Origin of the sequence: Actinocrinis sp. (assembly GCF_035605935.1) — a bacterium.
Lineage (GTDB): Bacteria > Actinomycetota > Actinomycetes > Streptomycetales > Catenulisporaceae > Actinocrinis.
On the sequence record NZ_DATNGK010000290.1, the window covers coordinates 1 to 15,164 of the forward strand.

Below are 15,164 nucleotides of genomic sequence, written 5' to 3' on the forward strand. Positions count from 1 at the left end.
CTGGCAGGCGGGTGACACGATGGACATCAAGTTTGAGACTTGGGCGCCTACGCACCAGGTTCGCTTTGTCGACAAGGCAGATCTACCAAGCATCTATGACAGAGTTTCAGGAGACTCATCGCCAACATTGACGTGGAACGACGGGGGCGATCAAGTGCTAATCGTCTCTGTTGGAGATGGCTACTCGACTGTGACGATGCTAAATGACTCGACGTTCAGTAGTCTGACTATCTCCGACGACGACAGGCCTCGTGGAATTCGTTGCATTTCTTTTGGTGCTTGACGGTAGTGGGTTGCGGGCGCGGGTAGCCGGTCGGCTCCCGACGACCACGCCACCTAGGCGTCCCGCCGACCAGCCTCGCCGCGGCAGTCGACATGAACGATCCGCGGGCCGAGCAGCGCGATACCGACTATCGAGCGGGTGAGGAGGAGAAGAGGAGTGAACACGTGAAGTATCACGATGGCGCCCCTTTCGGTGTCTCGCACTTCGTACCGGCCGAAGCGAACGAAGCCGAGCTGCGCCAGTATTTCGATCTGACGAAGGAGATCATCGCCGAAGTTTCGCCTACGCTGCCCGCTCCGCAGTACGAAGCGTATGTCGAAGAACTGCGCAATCCTCTGAGCTACCGCGGACCGCGCGAGTGTTGGGTCGCTCGTCACGACGGACGGATCGCGGGAACCGCGGAGATTACATTCTTCGAGCACGAAAACGGCAGGTACGCCCAAGCCGTCGTGCGCGTCACCCGGAAGCTGCGGCGCCATGGCATCGGCAGCGCCATGCTTTCGGCGTGCCTTGACACGGTGAACGCTAGAGGACGCGACATCCTGGTGGGGAACAACGTGCAGGACGCCACGCCGGGCATGAAGTGGGTCACCGCCCTCGGATTCGTGGTTACAAGGCGGAGTCTGTGGCAGACGCTCCACGTTGGCGAAGTCGACCCTGGACTGTGGAGCACGCCCATTCCCCGAGCGTTCAGGCTGAAGCGCTGGATCGATAGCACCCCGAATGAGCTCGTCGAAAGCTTCGCCAGGGCTCGTACCGCTATCGCGGACGCTCCGGCTGACCAGTCGGGCCTGCGTCATCCAGCGTGGACGGTCGCGCGCGTGCGCGAACGCGAAGCCGAATTGAGCGCACTCGGCGAGGAACGTCGATTCATCGTCGCCGTGCACGAGCCGACCGGTGACGTGGCAGGGCTCACCGAGGTCGCGCTCGATCCCAGCCTGCCGAACACTTGCTTCCAGGAAGACACAGCGGTGCTGTCTCAGTACCGGGGACTGGGACTCGGCCGAACCATGAAAGGCGCGATGATGCAGTGGCTCACCGCGGACCGTCCCGCAATCGCGGAGGTCCGCACTACGACCGCGGCCGATAACGTCCATATGATCCGCGTCAACAGACAGCTCGGATACGTGACGACCGCGGTCTTGAACACGGTGGAGGTTGCCACTGGCGAGCTGGCTATGATGCGGCGGTAATGGAAGTCACTCGTCGTCAACGCAGGTGGCGTTCTCACACCCGATAACAACGGCGACGCCACCAACGGCGACAGACAGCTGCGAACAAGCGCAGCCTGCAATGGAACGAAGACTCCTGCGTTCGTGAATTGCGCTGGTCACAGGGTTCGTAGAGGCGGCTGAACCCGCGGTCGCGAGTTCAGGCTTCGTCAGCCGGACGCTCGTTTGCTTGTCAGGGCCCGGCTCCGAGCCTCGGAGCCAGGCTTTGGAGGATCCGAGTGAGATAAGTGGGTGGGTGACTATGCTGTCCCGTTGCCTTTCTGGCGCCGATTGCGCTCGTGCGAGGGAACGATCGTTCCGGGTCAGCGGGAGAAGGTCACGTGGATGGTTCCGCTGGGGGCGACTTCGCTGGTGACCTCGTAGCCCTGCTCCAGCTCGCGCAGTGCCTCCCACAGCCGCTGGCCGCGGCCGAGCAGGATCGGTGTGATCGCGACGTGAAGTCGGTCGACGGCGCCGGCGGACAGGTATTCCCGCGCCACCGAGACACCGCCGCCGATGCGGACGTCGCGATCGCCCGCGATCTCCTTGGCGCGGGCAAGGACCTGCTCGGGGGAGTCCTGGACGAAGTGGAACGTCGTGCCACCCTCCATCTCCAGCGTCGGCCGCTGTTCATGGGTGAGCACGAAGACCGGGACGCCGAAGGGCGGGTTTGGTCCCCACCAACCCTGCCACTCCGGGTCACCGGGGTGCTCGTGTAGTCCGAACATCCCCGCGCCCATGATCTCGGCGCCGATGCCTTCGAAGTACGCGGCGGCATAGTCGTTGTCAAGACCGGTAGTGCCCTTGCCGGGCTGGCCGAGCACCCGTTCGCGGAAGGTCCGGGTCGCGGTGTACGCGCCGACCAGGCGGCCCCAGTCCTTGCCGAACGGATCCTCCGGGGTCTGGTCGGTGGTGGTCCCGTAGCCGTCGAGTGAGATGTTCAGATCGACCCGTACCTGGCCCATTGCTACTCCCTCAAAGTCGTTGCCAACGAAGTTACGTTACTCGGGACGCTCCGGGTGACTGAGGCGATGCGGGCGTGTCGGTGAGCGCGGCCGAGCCGGTGGTAAGGAGTCTTTCGACTGTTGGCGCGCCGATCGGCCGATGTTAGCCTGCCGCTCGACGCGAGAGTTCGAACCGTGATTTCGAACAGTGAGACCGGCGGACTCGAGCACGCATGAGGGTGCTTATGACAGACCACTCGGGCCGGCTGTCCGGAGCTTCGCTGCCGCTGACAGACGGGCGCCGCTCGGCGCCGGTACCGGCGGGTGCCACCCGGCGAGCCGGCTGGTGCGCCGCGCGCCTGGACCGGGCTTCGATGCCTGTCGGCTGAGCCGCGCCGGTCCAAATCACCGGCTTAGGAAGCGCACGGGCAGAGCCCAGCGAACATCGCCGCCCGTTCTGAGTTCTCTTTCGCTTGTCAGGGCGTGATTCGGCGTGTGACCGTAAACCGGCTGGCTATTTGCCAGCCGGCCGAAGCCGCGTGCGTCATTAGCCGGGGAACCGCGCAGCATGCGCGCTGAAACCGAAATCTCGGCGGCTGGGATGATTACTGGGATGAATAGCTCATGGTAGTGACCGCCGACTGAGCGTTCCATTATGTTACGCGCTGGGACTGTCCGCCTCAGCGCTGGGGAAGAAGCCATGATGCTGCAGCAACAACCCACGACAAACAACAAGCTCCGGATTAGACGACTGGCCGCCGGCCTGACCGAACGCGAGCTCGCCGAGGCGGTGGCCAAGCGGGTATCCGCGGACACGGGTCACGCGGCGGCGCTCGACGGCAACTACGTCTCCAAGCTGGAACGCGGCAAGATCACCTGGCCCAACAGCGTCTACCGGCGCGCGCTGCGGGAACTGTTCGACGCCGAAACCGATGCCGAACTCGGCTTCTTCGCCATGCGTACCCGCCGGGACGCGCAACGATGGCTGTCCGCTCCCGGCTGTGATCTGCCGCGCCCGCGCCCGCCGGCGGTGAGTGAGCAGGTGACGACATGAGGGCTGCGCAAATGCGGCGGTCAGTGAGCGTTCGCGCGGCTGGGCCGGGTCCGCGTGCTTCTCGGTTACCCGGCCTGCGCTGGGTCCCCGTCCCGCTGGCCCTCCTGGCCGCGATCGTGGGCTGGCTGGTCTACGGCACCGTGCTGGGACAGAGCGCCGCGGCCAACTCCGGGCAGCACGGCTACCAGGCCGGCGGCCTGCGGCTGAGCGTCCAGCAGATGGAGTGGATGAGCAACGACATGACGGGCGAGGGGCCGCTGCCGGCCGGCCCCGGCTTCGCGATGGACCCGGGAATGATGCCCGGCATGCAATCCGCGAACGACAACAGGTTGCAATTCGAGTTGACCCTCAAGAACGTCACCTCGCGGGTGCAGCGCTATCAGATGAATGAGTTTAGCGCCATCGGCCCCGGTGGCCAGAGCTGGCCGGAGTTATCGACGGCCGGCGAGAACACCTACGCCACGGAAGGTGATATAGAACCCAACTTCAGCGTGACCGTGGATGTCTATTTCGACATCCCCGCGAAACAGAGCACGGGTCTATCCATCGAATGGTCGCGCGGCGGCGACAAAATCGATTTACCGGTCGAAACGAACGGTGCCCCGATGACACCGATGAAAATGCCCTGAGGCGTTTTCATACAGACCAATTCAGTCGTCGATTCAAGCTCGTCTAAGGATGGCTCCATGTCATCGCACGGCAGTTATGCCCGCAAACGTGGCGGGCGGCTCGCCGAGACGGTCGCGCTGGCGCTCGCACTGAGCGCCGGCCTGGCCGGCTCCGAACTGCTCGCCCGCGCCGTCGCCGACCCCACGACGGCCGGATCTGCCTCCGGGGTGCGCAGCGTGATCACGCTGCCGCTGGCTCTGCTGGCGGCCTGGATCGGCCTCTCGATCGCGTCCGCGATGGACGCGCCGGGACGCCGGTTGACCGCTGCGCTGAACAAGGCCGCACTCGTCTCGATCAGCTTCACCGCGCTGCTGATCCCGGCGACCTCGGCGGTCCACCAGCTCTACCGGCTCCTCTTGCTCTCCCCGAGCACGCAGAGCCCGCTGACGCCGGGACTCGGCACCGCTCTCATGGAACAGGCGGTCAGCCTTCCGCTGCTCATCATGGCCGCGCTGTGTACCGGCCGCTGGCGGGCTTCGCGCGAGCAGGCGCCGGCCGCCGCGCGCCCGGTGCTGCCCCGCTGGGGCTTGCCTCGGCTCTCTTACATCGTGGTCGCGCTGTCCCTGATCGGGTTCACCGTAGGGCCCGCCGGGCTGGCCGCCGCGAGTACGAGCGCTGCCAAGGCCGCCACGGTCACCGCGACGGCCAATCCGTGCGCCACCGCGCCGCACGACACGTTCGACGTCTCGGCCATCAACATCACGATGACCTTGAACCGGTACGGCGTGAACGATCCGAACTCGTTCATGTACGTGCTCAACTCGAACATCGCCGCGGTACGAGCGGAAGAGCAGTCCGGGCAGGTTTCCAGCGGGCTGCAGGGCAACGACCCGATCCAGCCGCTGGTGATCCGCGCGCACGAGGGCGACTGCGTCACGGTCAACCTCACCAACCAAACCACCTTCGGCTTGCAGGCCTTCGATCAGCCGCCGATCGAGAACGTCGGCGACGACTGCTCGGCTCCTCCCGCCTGCGACGGCTCCCTCACGCACACCAAGCCCGGGAACATCGGCTGGAACGTCGACGGACTGCCCGGCCTCAGCGCCGCGGACGTGAACGGCGCGGTCGGCCAGAACCCTGACAACACCGCGGCCCCGGGCCAGACGGCCAGCTACACCGTCTACCTGGATCCGGCGCTCGGCGAGGGTGCGCACGTCTTCCACTCCTCCGGCGACACCCGGCAGACCGAGGGCCACGGCCTTTTCGGCACGCTGATCTCGGAGCCGAAGGGTTCGCAGTGGGTGGACCCGCACACCCTCCAGCCGCTCGCCAGCGGCTGGGACGCGCTGATCCAGATGCCGTCCGGCGCCGCGCAGCCCAACTTCCGCGAGTTCGCCCTGATCTTCCACGAGATCGGCGATGAGGGGTACCGGCAGATCCTGGAGAAGCCCGGCGCCGCCTGCGCGACCGGACAGGGCGAGATCCAAACCGCATCAGGGTGCGAACTTCCGGTGGTGGATCCCTTCACGGCCGCGTATCGACCCTGCAGCAAGGCGATCAACTACCGCAGCGAGTGCTTCTTCGAGCGCGAGCTGACCCAGCAGCAACACGGATTCACCCCCAGCGAGGCCGACGACTACGGCTCCTACGCGAACGGCGACATGGCCACGCCGCGGCCGGAGATGTACGTCGGCGACCCCTACAAGATCCGCCTGATCAACGCGGGCTCCGAAATGGGCCACGTCTTCCATGAACACGGCGGCGCGATCCGCTGGCTGCGCAACCCCAACGCGGCCAACCCGGACATCGCCGGTGGACTCGAGAAGAACCCGCCGGTCACCAAGGCGTCCATCAGGCTCGACTCGCAGACCATCGAGCCCGGCGAGTCCTACGATCTAGAGACCGAGTGCGGCGGCGGAGGCTGCCAGCAGGCCGCCGGCGACTTCCTGTTCCACTGCCACATCACCGCTCACTACGACGCCGGGATGGTCAGCTTCATCCGGGTGTTCGACACGCTGCAGTCCGGCCTGGTCACGATCCCCGGCCGCGCGGCCAAGCCCCAGGCGGTCACCTCGGCCGGCCTGATCGGCAAGGTCATCGCGGGCAAGAGCGTCGTCCCGCAGGACCAGCTGACCGACCCGAACACCCAGGTCTCACTCGAGAGCCTGGTCGAGGGGCAACTGCCGCCGCAGGGCGTGCGGTCCGCCGCACAGGACGCCACCGTCTGGAACTGGGCGAAGAGCGGTACCCCGGACGCGCCGGTCTACCTCGGTGAGCCGCAGGACACCACGTCCTGGGCCGACTACACCGCGCCGAACCCGGGTCAGCGGCCACAGATCATGTTCGATCCGAGCAACGGCAGATACGCGTATCCGCTGCTGCAACCACACCTCGGCGACCGGCCGCCGTTCTCACCCAACGGCCATGGCGGCGCGCCGTGGCTCGGCCCGACGGCCAGTTCGACGCGGCCGGACGGACTGTGCCCGTCCAACTCGCCCGTGCGGCCCTTCAACCTCACCGCGGTCACCGTTCCCATCCAGGAGACGAACGGCGGGGTGGACGCCAGCGGGAACAAGACCCCGCCGGCGGTAGACCCCAACGGTGAGCTGTTCGTCCTGAACCAGGACAAGGCGGGCGTGGAGAACGGCAGCAAGCCGACTACCCCGCTGGCGATCAGGTCGGATGTCGGCGACTGCGAGGCCGTCACCCTGACCAACGAGATCACCGTCGGCCCGGAGAGCAACTCCCCGCTGGCGAACGTCTACAGCCAGGTCAACATCCACACCCACTTCGTCCAGTTCGACCCGGAGGCGTCCGACGGCGTGATCACGGGTCTCTCCTTCGAGCAGGCACCGCGTCCCGACTTCGGAACTCCCGGAGAGACGACGCTGAGCGCGGCCGCCGCGGCCGGCGCGACCCAGATCGCGGTGGGCAGCACCGCAGGCCTGCGTACCGGCATCAGCATCGAGGTCGGCCAGGGCCAACCGGATACCGAGGTCGCCACGAAGATCACGGCGATCAATGGCAATACGCTGACTCTGAACGCGCCGCTGCTGAACGCGCACGCCTCCGGTGAGCGCACCGGCGTCGAGTTCGTGCAGTACCGCTGGTACAGCGACGCCGAGAACGGCACCGTGTTCTTCCACGACCACGTGGACGCCCTGCACTCCTGGGGCCACGGCCTGTTCGGCGCGCACATCATCGAGCCGCCGGGCTCAACCTTCCACGACCCGACCACCGGGGCGCCGATCAGCAGCGGTCCGCAGGCGGATATCTACACCACCGGCTCGGCCGGCTTCGGCGAGAAGGGTGACTTCCGCGAGTTCGTGCTCTGGCAGCACACCGGCCTTAGGAGCACTGGTTCGCCCCAAGGCTGCGAGCTGTCGAGCTTCAACATGCGCGCGGCGCCGCTGATCGACCGAGATCCCAACGCCGCGAGCACCCCGATACCGTCAGATGAGGATGTGAGCGTCCCCGACGGAGTCGGCAACTACTCCATGGGCCTCGAAGCACACGAGGAACCCGCCGAATCGGACCAGCAGGACTGCACATCCATCGGCACGTCCAACGATCCGTACGTGTTCTCGTCCGTGGCTCACGGCGATCCGGCGACACCGCTGCTGCGCGCCTATGTGGGCGACCCCGTGGTGATCCGTCAGGTCGGCCTGGACGAGCGGGTCGGCGACCTGCGCATCACCGGCCACCGGTTCGCCGAGGAGACCTTCAACCCCAACGGCGTGCTCACCGACGCCGGGACGGCCGGAGTCTCGGAGAAGATGGACTACGTCATCGAGGGCGGGGCGGGCGGCGACCGTCACCTGCCCGGCGACTACCTCTACTACAGCGGCCGCAACCTGGAGCTGGAAAGCGGGGCCTGGGGCATCTTCCGGGTGATGAACACGGTGCACTCCGGTCTGGAAGCACTGCCCGACCGCACGGCGCCGCCGAGCGGACCCGGCTTCCCGTCGCTCAGCTTCACCGGCAAGGCGCCGCCCGCGGCGGCCAACGGACCCGGCACCGCAGCCTGCCCGAACGACGCGCCCGTGCGCAGCTACGACGTGGCGATTTTCAACGGCGTCACCTTCGACAAGGGGATGCCCGGCGAGAGCGACGCGGCCAGCGGCGGCTCCTGGGCCGTGATGTACGCGCTCAGCTCGGACGAGTCCCAGATCAAGGCGGGCACGAAACCCGTGGTACCGCTCGTGATCCGAGCCAACGCAGGGGACTGTCTTCGCGTGACGCTGCACAACGACCTGCCGACGGACAACTTCACTTGGACCTGGGGCTCGGGCACCACCCGCGCCGGGTTCAACGTGGGCAACGTCATCTATGACCCGTTGCAGTCTTACGGCGCGGCCATCGGATACGACCCCGACACGACCGTGGCGCCCGGCAACACCCGGCTGTACTCCTACTACGTCGACAAGGAGCTCGGCACCAACCTGGTGCTCAACATGGGCAACGAGTCGTCCTGGAGGGCCGGCGCCTATGGCGCGGTCATCGCGGAGCCGACCGGGTCGAGTTACGCCGATCCGCAGACCGGCCAGCCGCTGCAGTCCGGGATCTTCGCCGACATCTTCCCAGGCCGGGGCAGCCCGTTCCGGGAGAACGTGACGATCTTCTCGGATCGGGAGCCGAAGCTCGGCCACAGCATCATGGATTACTACCTCGACTCGGACCACTCCTACGTCGACTACAACGAGGCCTCGCTGACCGACCGGGAACCCACGGACCAGGGCGGTGGCGGCAACAACAGCCTGTCCACCACCAACCCGCCCGACCCGTTCCCGCTGTGGCAGGCCAAGAGCGACAGCATCATCGGCGGCTCCGACCCGCCCACGCCGGTCTTCGAGGCCTTCCCCGGTGATCCCGTCCGCTGGCGCTTCGCCAACGCGGCCGGGGACGACCCGGTGGCCTTCCAGATCGCCGGGCACTCCTTCCCGCTGGACCACGGCCTGACCGGCAGCCAGATCATCGAGGCCAGGGCCACGCTGGCGGGCGAGACCTTCGACGCCTACCTCGTGAACGGCGCCGGCGGCGCCACCAGGGCCACCGGCGACTACGAGTACAACGTCGGCCGTGACCCGATGATCAAGTCCGGCGACTGGGGCATCTTCCGGGTGCTTCCGTTCACTGCCGCCGGCACCACCGGCAATACCGGCACCACCCTCACGCGGCTCGCACCGTGAGCCGCTGACCACAAGCTGCCGCCCCGGACCCGCCGCGCCGGGGCGGCAGTCCCCTGATAAGGCCCGCCGATCCCGCGATGGAGAGGATTCGTTCGATGTCTGCCGCCGGCCCCGCACTGCCGCACCTGCGCGCCCTGTCCCGATTTGCCTTCGCCGGGGCCGCCGCCGTGGGCACCGTGCTGCTCGCGCTCCCCGCGTCGGCTCACGTCACCGTCTCGCCTGGTTCGGCCCAACCGGGCTCGGCGGCGGTACTGACCTTCCACGTCCCGAACGAGGAGGCCAACGCCGATGTGAACCAGGTGGATCTGCAGATTCCGACCGACCATCCGATCGCTCAGCTTCTGGTCCAACCGGTACCGGGGTGGACGATCTCCGTGCGCACCGCCACCTTGGCCAAACCGCTGGTGACCGACGACGGGAAGTTCAGCCAGGCGGTCTCGGAGGTCATCTGGTCCGGCGGGAAGGTGGCACCGGGCCAGTTCCAGGACTTCACCGTCTCCGCCGATCCGCTTCCCGCGGGAATCAGCCAACTTACGTTCAAGACGATTCAGACCTACTCCAACGGCGACGTCGTCCGCTGGATCGACGTGTCCCAGCCGGGGCAAGCCGAGCCGGAGCACCCGGCGGCGGTGCTCACGCTGAGCGCCGGCTCCGCTGCCGGCTCTGACTCCGCGGCGGTGAAGCCGGCCGCCGTGCCACCATCATCGAGCACTGAGACGAGGTCAGCCGGCTCGGACGCTGTCGCGCGCGGCGCGGCTTTCGGCGCGCTCGCTTGCGGTCTCGGCGCGCTGGCGCTGGGCTGGCTCAACCGGCGGCGGCGCACGGTGCTGGCTCCGGCTCCGACTCCCGCTCCGGCTCCGGCTCCGATTCCGACTCGGGCGCCGAAGTCGCCGCCCGCCGGTGCAACGCCGGCGCGGGCAGGCTCACGCCGCGACACCGCCCGGCACTGAGGCGGCCGTCGTGGCTCGCCGACTCGTGCGCGTGCTGATCAGCATCTTGTTGGCGCTGTTCGCGGCGCTCGCGATCTCCCCGGCGGCGTGGGCGCACGCCACGCTGGTGACAACTAGCCCGGCCGACGGATCGGTCGTGACCAAGGCGCCGGCCTCTGTCAGCGCGACCTTCGACGAGGCGGTCGGTGTCAGCGCCGACAGCTTGCGAGTGTTCGCGCCCAACGGCCAACGCGCGGACAACGGGAGCACAAAACAGGGCACTGATCCGCAACAGGTCACGGTCGGGCTGCTACCGGGCATAAGTAACGGCACCTACACGGTCAGCTGGCACGTCGTTTCCGCCGACTCGCACGCGGTATCGGGTGCGTTCACGTTTTCCGTGGGCGCCCCCAGCAGCACCGTGCCGATCGCGGACGGCATCGCCCAGTCAGCGAGCCGGCTGACCGACGCCGTGTTCGCGGTCGCGCGCTGGCTTGGCTTCTTCAGCTTCGCGGTGCTGGTCGGCGCCGTCATGTTCGTGATCTGCTGCTGGCCGGTCGCAGCGAGTCGTCCCGGGATGCTGAGACTGGCCATGGGCGGGTGGGGAGCGCTGGCCGCCGCGACGCTCGCCGCCATTCTGCTGCAGGGGGTCTACGGCGCGGATCAGGGAATCAGCCATCTGTTTTGGCCCGGCGTCCTGCACGCGACGCTGCACAGCCGATACGGCCAAGCGCTGGGGGTGCGGCTGCTGCTGGTCGTGTTAGCTCTGTTCGTGTTCTCCGTAACGCTGGGGAGCCTGCCACGCGCGTCACGGAGGGGGCGCATCGCTGCCGGGACAGTCTGGGCGACGCTTACGGTCGCGCTGGCCGGCACCTGGGCCGTCGCCGATCACGCCGGAACCGGCATGCAGGTTCCGCTGGCGCTGCCTTCCGACATCGTCCACCTCAGTGCTGTCGCAGTCTGGATCGGCGGGCTGGTCACGCTCGTCGCCGTCGCGCTGCGTGGTGCCCGTCCTGCCGACGGCGCTGGGAGGGCGGAACGGCGCCGATATCAGACCGCGACCACCGAAGCCGCGCGCGCGGTCTCCCGCTTCTCGCCGATCGCGCTCGGCTGCGTCATCGCTATCGTGCTCTCCGGCACCTATCAGGCCTGGCGCGGCGTGGGCAGCATCAGTGCACTGATCGCTACGACCTATGGTCGCTTGCTGCTGCTGAAAATCGCGGGGATGTGCGGGCTGATCGTCCTCGGAAACCTCGCTCGGGTACGCGTCCAGCGGCTCCGGGCGCCGGTAGAGGCGATACTCGCCGGTCAGACCGCCGCACGGCGCACCGTTCCTGCCGAACCGGCCAGGGTCGGCGCGGCGGCGGGGGCCCGGTCCGGTCGGCGCGGCAGCCAAGGAGTTCCGCGAAGGCACGGTAGCGCGAATACCGGACCCGCGAGCAACGGTGTGACTGTCAACAGTGCCAGTGCCAGTGCCCGTGCCGCGGAAGCCGATGCGCAGTTAAACGCCGACGGCGCGGCGTTAACGCTTAGCCGGTTACGCCGCTCGGTCTGGGCCGAGGTGGCGATCGCAGTGTCCGTGCTCGCGGTCACCGCCGTCCTGGTGAACACTCCCACCGCACGTGAAACGTACATCCCGCCGGTCAACGTAGTGGCGGCCTTCGACACGGGTGGCCCCGGCGGCCGCGGTGACGTCAACGTCCGAGTCGCACCGGCCAGGATCGGACCGAATCAGCTGTTTGTCAAAGTCACCGACTCCGCCGGGCGTCCGTACCGCGCGCAACAGGTGCAAGCCGCATTGACGCTGCCTGGAAACGGCTTCGGGCGGTTGCCCGTCCAGCTCACTGCTGATGGCCCAGGTACCTACCGCGCCAGCGCGGTCATCGTGACGATCGCCGGGCAGTGGCGGCTGCGACTGACCGTCCGCAGCGACGCCTTCGACGAAACCACCGTGGAGTTGCCGGTCCCTGTCCGCTGAGAAGTGCGGGCGCGCGAAGGCGATGTCGCGTTGATCGACCACGATGCGCTGCTGCGCGGAGAGGCAGAGCGCGCGATCGAGCGCGTCCCGAACGGGATTGTTAAGGCATCGACTGTAGGTAGGGGCTTACCGTGCGCAGGAACTCGTAGCCGTTGGCTGCGTCCCAGTTGATCGACCAGGTCATTGCGCCAGCGATGGTGGGCCAGGTGGCGGGAGGTGCGAAGCCGGAGCATCCGTGGCCCGTGGCGAGGCAGCCGAGCGCGCTGTTGACGAGGGACGGGGCGAGGTAGCCGTGCTTCGCCGCCAATTTTGAGGCAGGCAGGCCGAGCCCGATCTGGGATGGGCTTAGACCGCCGTTGCGCAGCTGGGTGCACGCGAGGGCGGTCAGGAAATCCTCAGTGCCCTGAGCATGCGCGGCGCCGTCGCAGCCGGTCATGGTGCCCGCGTTGTAGTACTGCGTGAATGAGATGGTCAGGATCGATCTGATGCTCAGCGCCAGCTGGAAGTATGCGCTGCTGGCGGACTGTACGTCGTCGGCCTGCGGCGCGAGCGTGATGAGCACGCCGGGGTGCAGGACCGCGAGACTGTGCAGGGCTTGAGCGGTGGAGGCGACGTCAATACCGTTCTCGAAGTCGATGTCCACGCCGTCGAATCCGTAGGTACTCATCAGACTGCTGATACTGCTGGCGAAGTTCGTGGCCGCGGACGATGAGTTGATCGACACCGCGCCGCCCGCGCCGTTGACCGAAATCAGCACGTGCTGTCCGCGCGCGTGCAGCGTCGCGATGTCCTTGGTGAACTGCGCCGTCGTGTATCCGCCGAGCGCGCGGGCGAGCGCGGGGCTCAGCGCGAAGGTGACGCCGCCGTCGTGCCGCGAGTCCGCGGCGGCGAATGCCACATCCACCAGGTTGTAGCCCCTGGGCACCGCCGCCAGGGGCAACGCGACGGCGTGGTTGACGAAGTTCTGCCAATAGCCCGCGAGCACGTGCTTCGACGCGGACCCGACGACCTGTTGGTCCTGCGGTGTCGGCTGCGGCGTCGGCGAGAGGACTGCCGGCGCGGTTGCGGCAGCGGCTGTCGGAGTTCCGGTCACGGGCACCAGTGCGCCGGCCACCGAGGGGGAGCGTGTCGCCGGTTCGTGCCCGCTGAGCAGCACGGCGACGCCGATCGTCGCCAAGAGCAAGGCTGTCACAGCCCCGACCGCGACAACCGCGAGCCGTGCGCGTGACATTGCCAGTGGTCCTCTCGTGCACGCGGGTGAAAATCGTAACCCGAACCGCGCCGGGTGGCATCGCCTGAGACCGGCGGGCCCGGATTTCGGACGCTAGCGTGGTCGCGCCGAGGTCAACGGTAGAATCGGCGTGCAGAAGTTCATCGAGACTGCGACATCTGGTCGGCGCGCGATCGCGCCGCGGTCGCGCGGGTTGGGCTGGGATGCCCCGTTGCCGAGGCGCTCGATGCCCGCCGACCTAAGGATCGCATGGCAGTCGTAGAAGCGCCGCGTGCGCTGGCTGAGAATAAGAAGCAGGCCGGGTTCGGCACCGTCGCAGCGGTGTCGGCAGGCTTGCCGAACTCATCGGTGGCTGTCGCCGCGGTCACGACAGCGGCCGCGCCTGCCGTGTTCGGCGGGGGCGATGCCGCGCAGCCGCGCACTCTCATCGACATTCTGAACGCCACCGCGCGGCGTTACCCCAATGAACCAGCACTCGATGACGGCACCAGTGTCCTGACATACCGCGCACTGGTGGCGGAGGTCGAAGCGGTGCGACGCCGCCTTGCCGCTGCGGGCATCGGAACCGGAGACCGCGTCGGGATCCGCATGCCCTCCGGAGACGTCGACCTCTACATCGGCATCCTCGGCGTGCTGGCCGCGGGCGCCGCGTACGTTCCGGTCGACGCCGACGATCCCGACGAGCGCGCCCGGCTGGTCTTTTCCGAAGCCGCAGTCGCTGCCGTGCTCGAGGCGGGGCAGGCGCTCGACGTGTGCGGCGACGCCCGCGTGCCGGTCGCTGCGGGGCCGCCCGGCCTCGACGACGACGCCTGGATCATCTTCACCTCCGGCTCCACCGGCAAGCCCAAGGGCGTGGCCGTGCGGCACCGCAGCGCCGCCGCGTTCGCGGACGCCGAGGCTCGGCTGTTCCTGGCCGAGGAGCCGCTCGGCCCGGGCGACCGGATACTGGCCGGCCTGTCGGTCGCGTTCGACGCCTCCTGCGAGGAGATGTGGCTGGCCTGGCGGCACGGCGCCTGCCTGGTCGCCGCACCGCGCTCGCTGGTGCGTAGCGGCGTCGACCTCGGACCCTGGCTGGTCGCCCAGGAGATCACCGCGATCTCCACCGTGCCCACTCTCGCCGCGCTGTGGCCGGACGACTGCCTCGACGAAGTAAGGCTGCTGATCTTCGGCGGCGAGGCCTGCCCGCCGGAGCTGGCCGCTCGGCTGGTCACCGAGGGACGCGAGGTCTGGAACACCTACGGGCCCACCGAGGCCACCGTCGTCGCCACGGCCGCGCGGCTCGACGGCGCGGGGCCGGTGCGCATCGGACTGCCGCTCGACGGCTGGCAGCTCGCCGTAGTCGACGCCGCCGGGAGCGTCGTTCCGATGGGGGAGTGCGGGGAACTGGTGATCGGCGGCGTCGGGCTGGCGCGATACCTGGACCAGGATAAGGACACTGAGAAGTTCGCGCCGCTGCCCGCCCTCGGCTGGGAGCGGGCCTATCGCAGCGGTGACCTCGTACGCGCCGAACCGGAAGGGTTGCTCTTCCTCGGCCGCGCCGACGAGCAGGTGAAGCTTGGCGGTCGCCGGATCGAGCTCGGCGAGGTGGACGCGGCGCTTCAGGCCCTGCCGGGTGTCGCCGCGGCGGCTGCGGCGGTGCGCACGGCGCGCGGCGGAAACCAGGTGCTGGTCGGGTATCTGGCGCTGTCGGCTGATCAGACTGCATTCGATCGGGCGGATGCGGCGAACAGGCTGCG

The 15,164-nt window shown here is 68.0% G+C and carries 9 protein-coding genes; 7 read left to right on the top strand and 2 right to left on the bottom strand.

From position 1 onward, the window contains the following. The first annotated feature begins 375 nt into the window (after positions 1-375). On the top strand, positions 376-1,476 hold the full coding sequence (locus VN779_RS23380; RefSeq protein WP_325726927.1) for a GNAT family N-acetyltransferase: 1,101 nt from the start codon (positions 376-378) through the stop codon (positions 1,474-1,476). A 341-nt stretch (positions 1,477-1,817) separates the two neighbouring features. On the opposite strand, the gene VN779_RS23385 is transcribed toward VN779_RS23380, so the two are convergent. Next, entirely contained in the window at positions 1,818-2,459 is a 642-nt protein-coding gene (locus VN779_RS23385) for a dihydrofolate reductase family protein (protein WP_325726929.1), read from the bottom strand. 679 nt (positions 2,460-3,138) lie between these two features. Between VN779_RS23385 and VN779_RS23390 the strand changes: the two genes are divergently transcribed. From VN779_RS23390 to VN779_RS23410, 5 genes are all read left to right on the top strand, one after another. Further along, positions 3,139-3,492, top strand: coding sequence for a hypothetical protein (locus VN779_RS23390; protein WP_325726931.1), 354 nt, complete (start codon positions 3,139-3,141; stop codon positions 3,490-3,492). Between the two features lie 23 nt (positions 3,493-3,515). Further along, entirely contained in the window at positions 3,516-4,121 is a 606-nt protein-coding gene (locus VN779_RS23395) for a hypothetical protein (RefSeq protein WP_325726933.1), read from the top strand. 57 nt (positions 4,122-4,178) lie between these two features. After that, positions 4,179-9,290 (top strand): multicopper oxidase domain-containing protein, encoded by a 5,112-nt coding sequence (locus VN779_RS23400; protein ID WP_325726937.1) that lies wholly within the window; start codon positions 4,179-4,181, stop codon positions 9,288-9,290. A gap of 95 nt (positions 9,291-9,385) precedes the next feature. Next, a complete protein-coding gene (locus VN779_RS23405; protein WP_325726939.1) occupies positions 9,386-10,240 on the top strand; it encodes a YcnI family protein in 855 nt (284 codons plus the stop codon). Between the two features lie 10 nt (positions 10,241-10,250). Next, a complete protein-coding gene (locus tag VN779_RS23410; protein ID WP_325726941.1) occupies positions 10,251-12,197 on the top strand; it encodes a FixH family protein in 1,947 nt (648 codons plus the stop codon). A gap of 100 nt (positions 12,198-12,297) precedes the next feature. Here the strand turns inward: VN779_RS23410 and VN779_RS23415 are convergent, their stop codons facing one another. Continuing rightward, positions 12,298-13,428, bottom strand: a complete 1,131-nt coding sequence (locus VN779_RS23415) for a chitinase (RefSeq protein ID WP_325726943.1) — start codon at positions 13,426-13,428, stop codon at positions 12,298-12,300. Positions 13,429-13,677: 249 nt separating this feature from the next. On the opposite strand from VN779_RS23415, the gene VN779_RS23420 reads away from it, so the two are divergent. Beyond that, the coding region (locus tag VN779_RS23420) for an amino acid adenylation domain-containing protein (protein WP_325726945.1) at positions 13,678-15,164 on the top strand (1,487 nt) is incomplete at its 3' end.

Bases quoted from the DNA above. Each gene is read 5' to 3' on its own strand.
- VN779_RS23380 (WP_325726927.1), top strand. From the start codon at position 376: ATGAACGATCCGCGGGCCGAGCAGCGCGATACCGACTATCGAGCGGGT.
- VN779_RS23415 (WP_325726943.1), bottom strand. From the start codon at position 13,428: ATGTCACGCGCACGGCTCGCGGTTGTCGCGGTCGGGGCTGTGACAGCC.
- VN779_RS23400 (WP_325726937.1), top strand. From the start codon at position 4,179: ATGTCATCGCACGGCAGTTATGCCCGCAAACGTGGCGGGCGGCTCGCC.
- VN779_RS23390 (WP_325726931.1), top strand. From the start codon at position 3,139: ATGATGCTGCAGCAACAACCCACGACAAACAACAAGCTCCGGATTAGA.
- VN779_RS23405 (WP_325726939.1), top strand. From the start codon at position 9,386: ATGTCTGCCGCCGGCCCCGCACTGCCGCACCTGCGCGCCCTGTCCCGA.
- VN779_RS23385 (WP_325726929.1), bottom strand. From the start codon at position 2,459: ATGGGCCAGGTACGGGTCGATCTGAACATCTCACTCGACGGCTACGGG.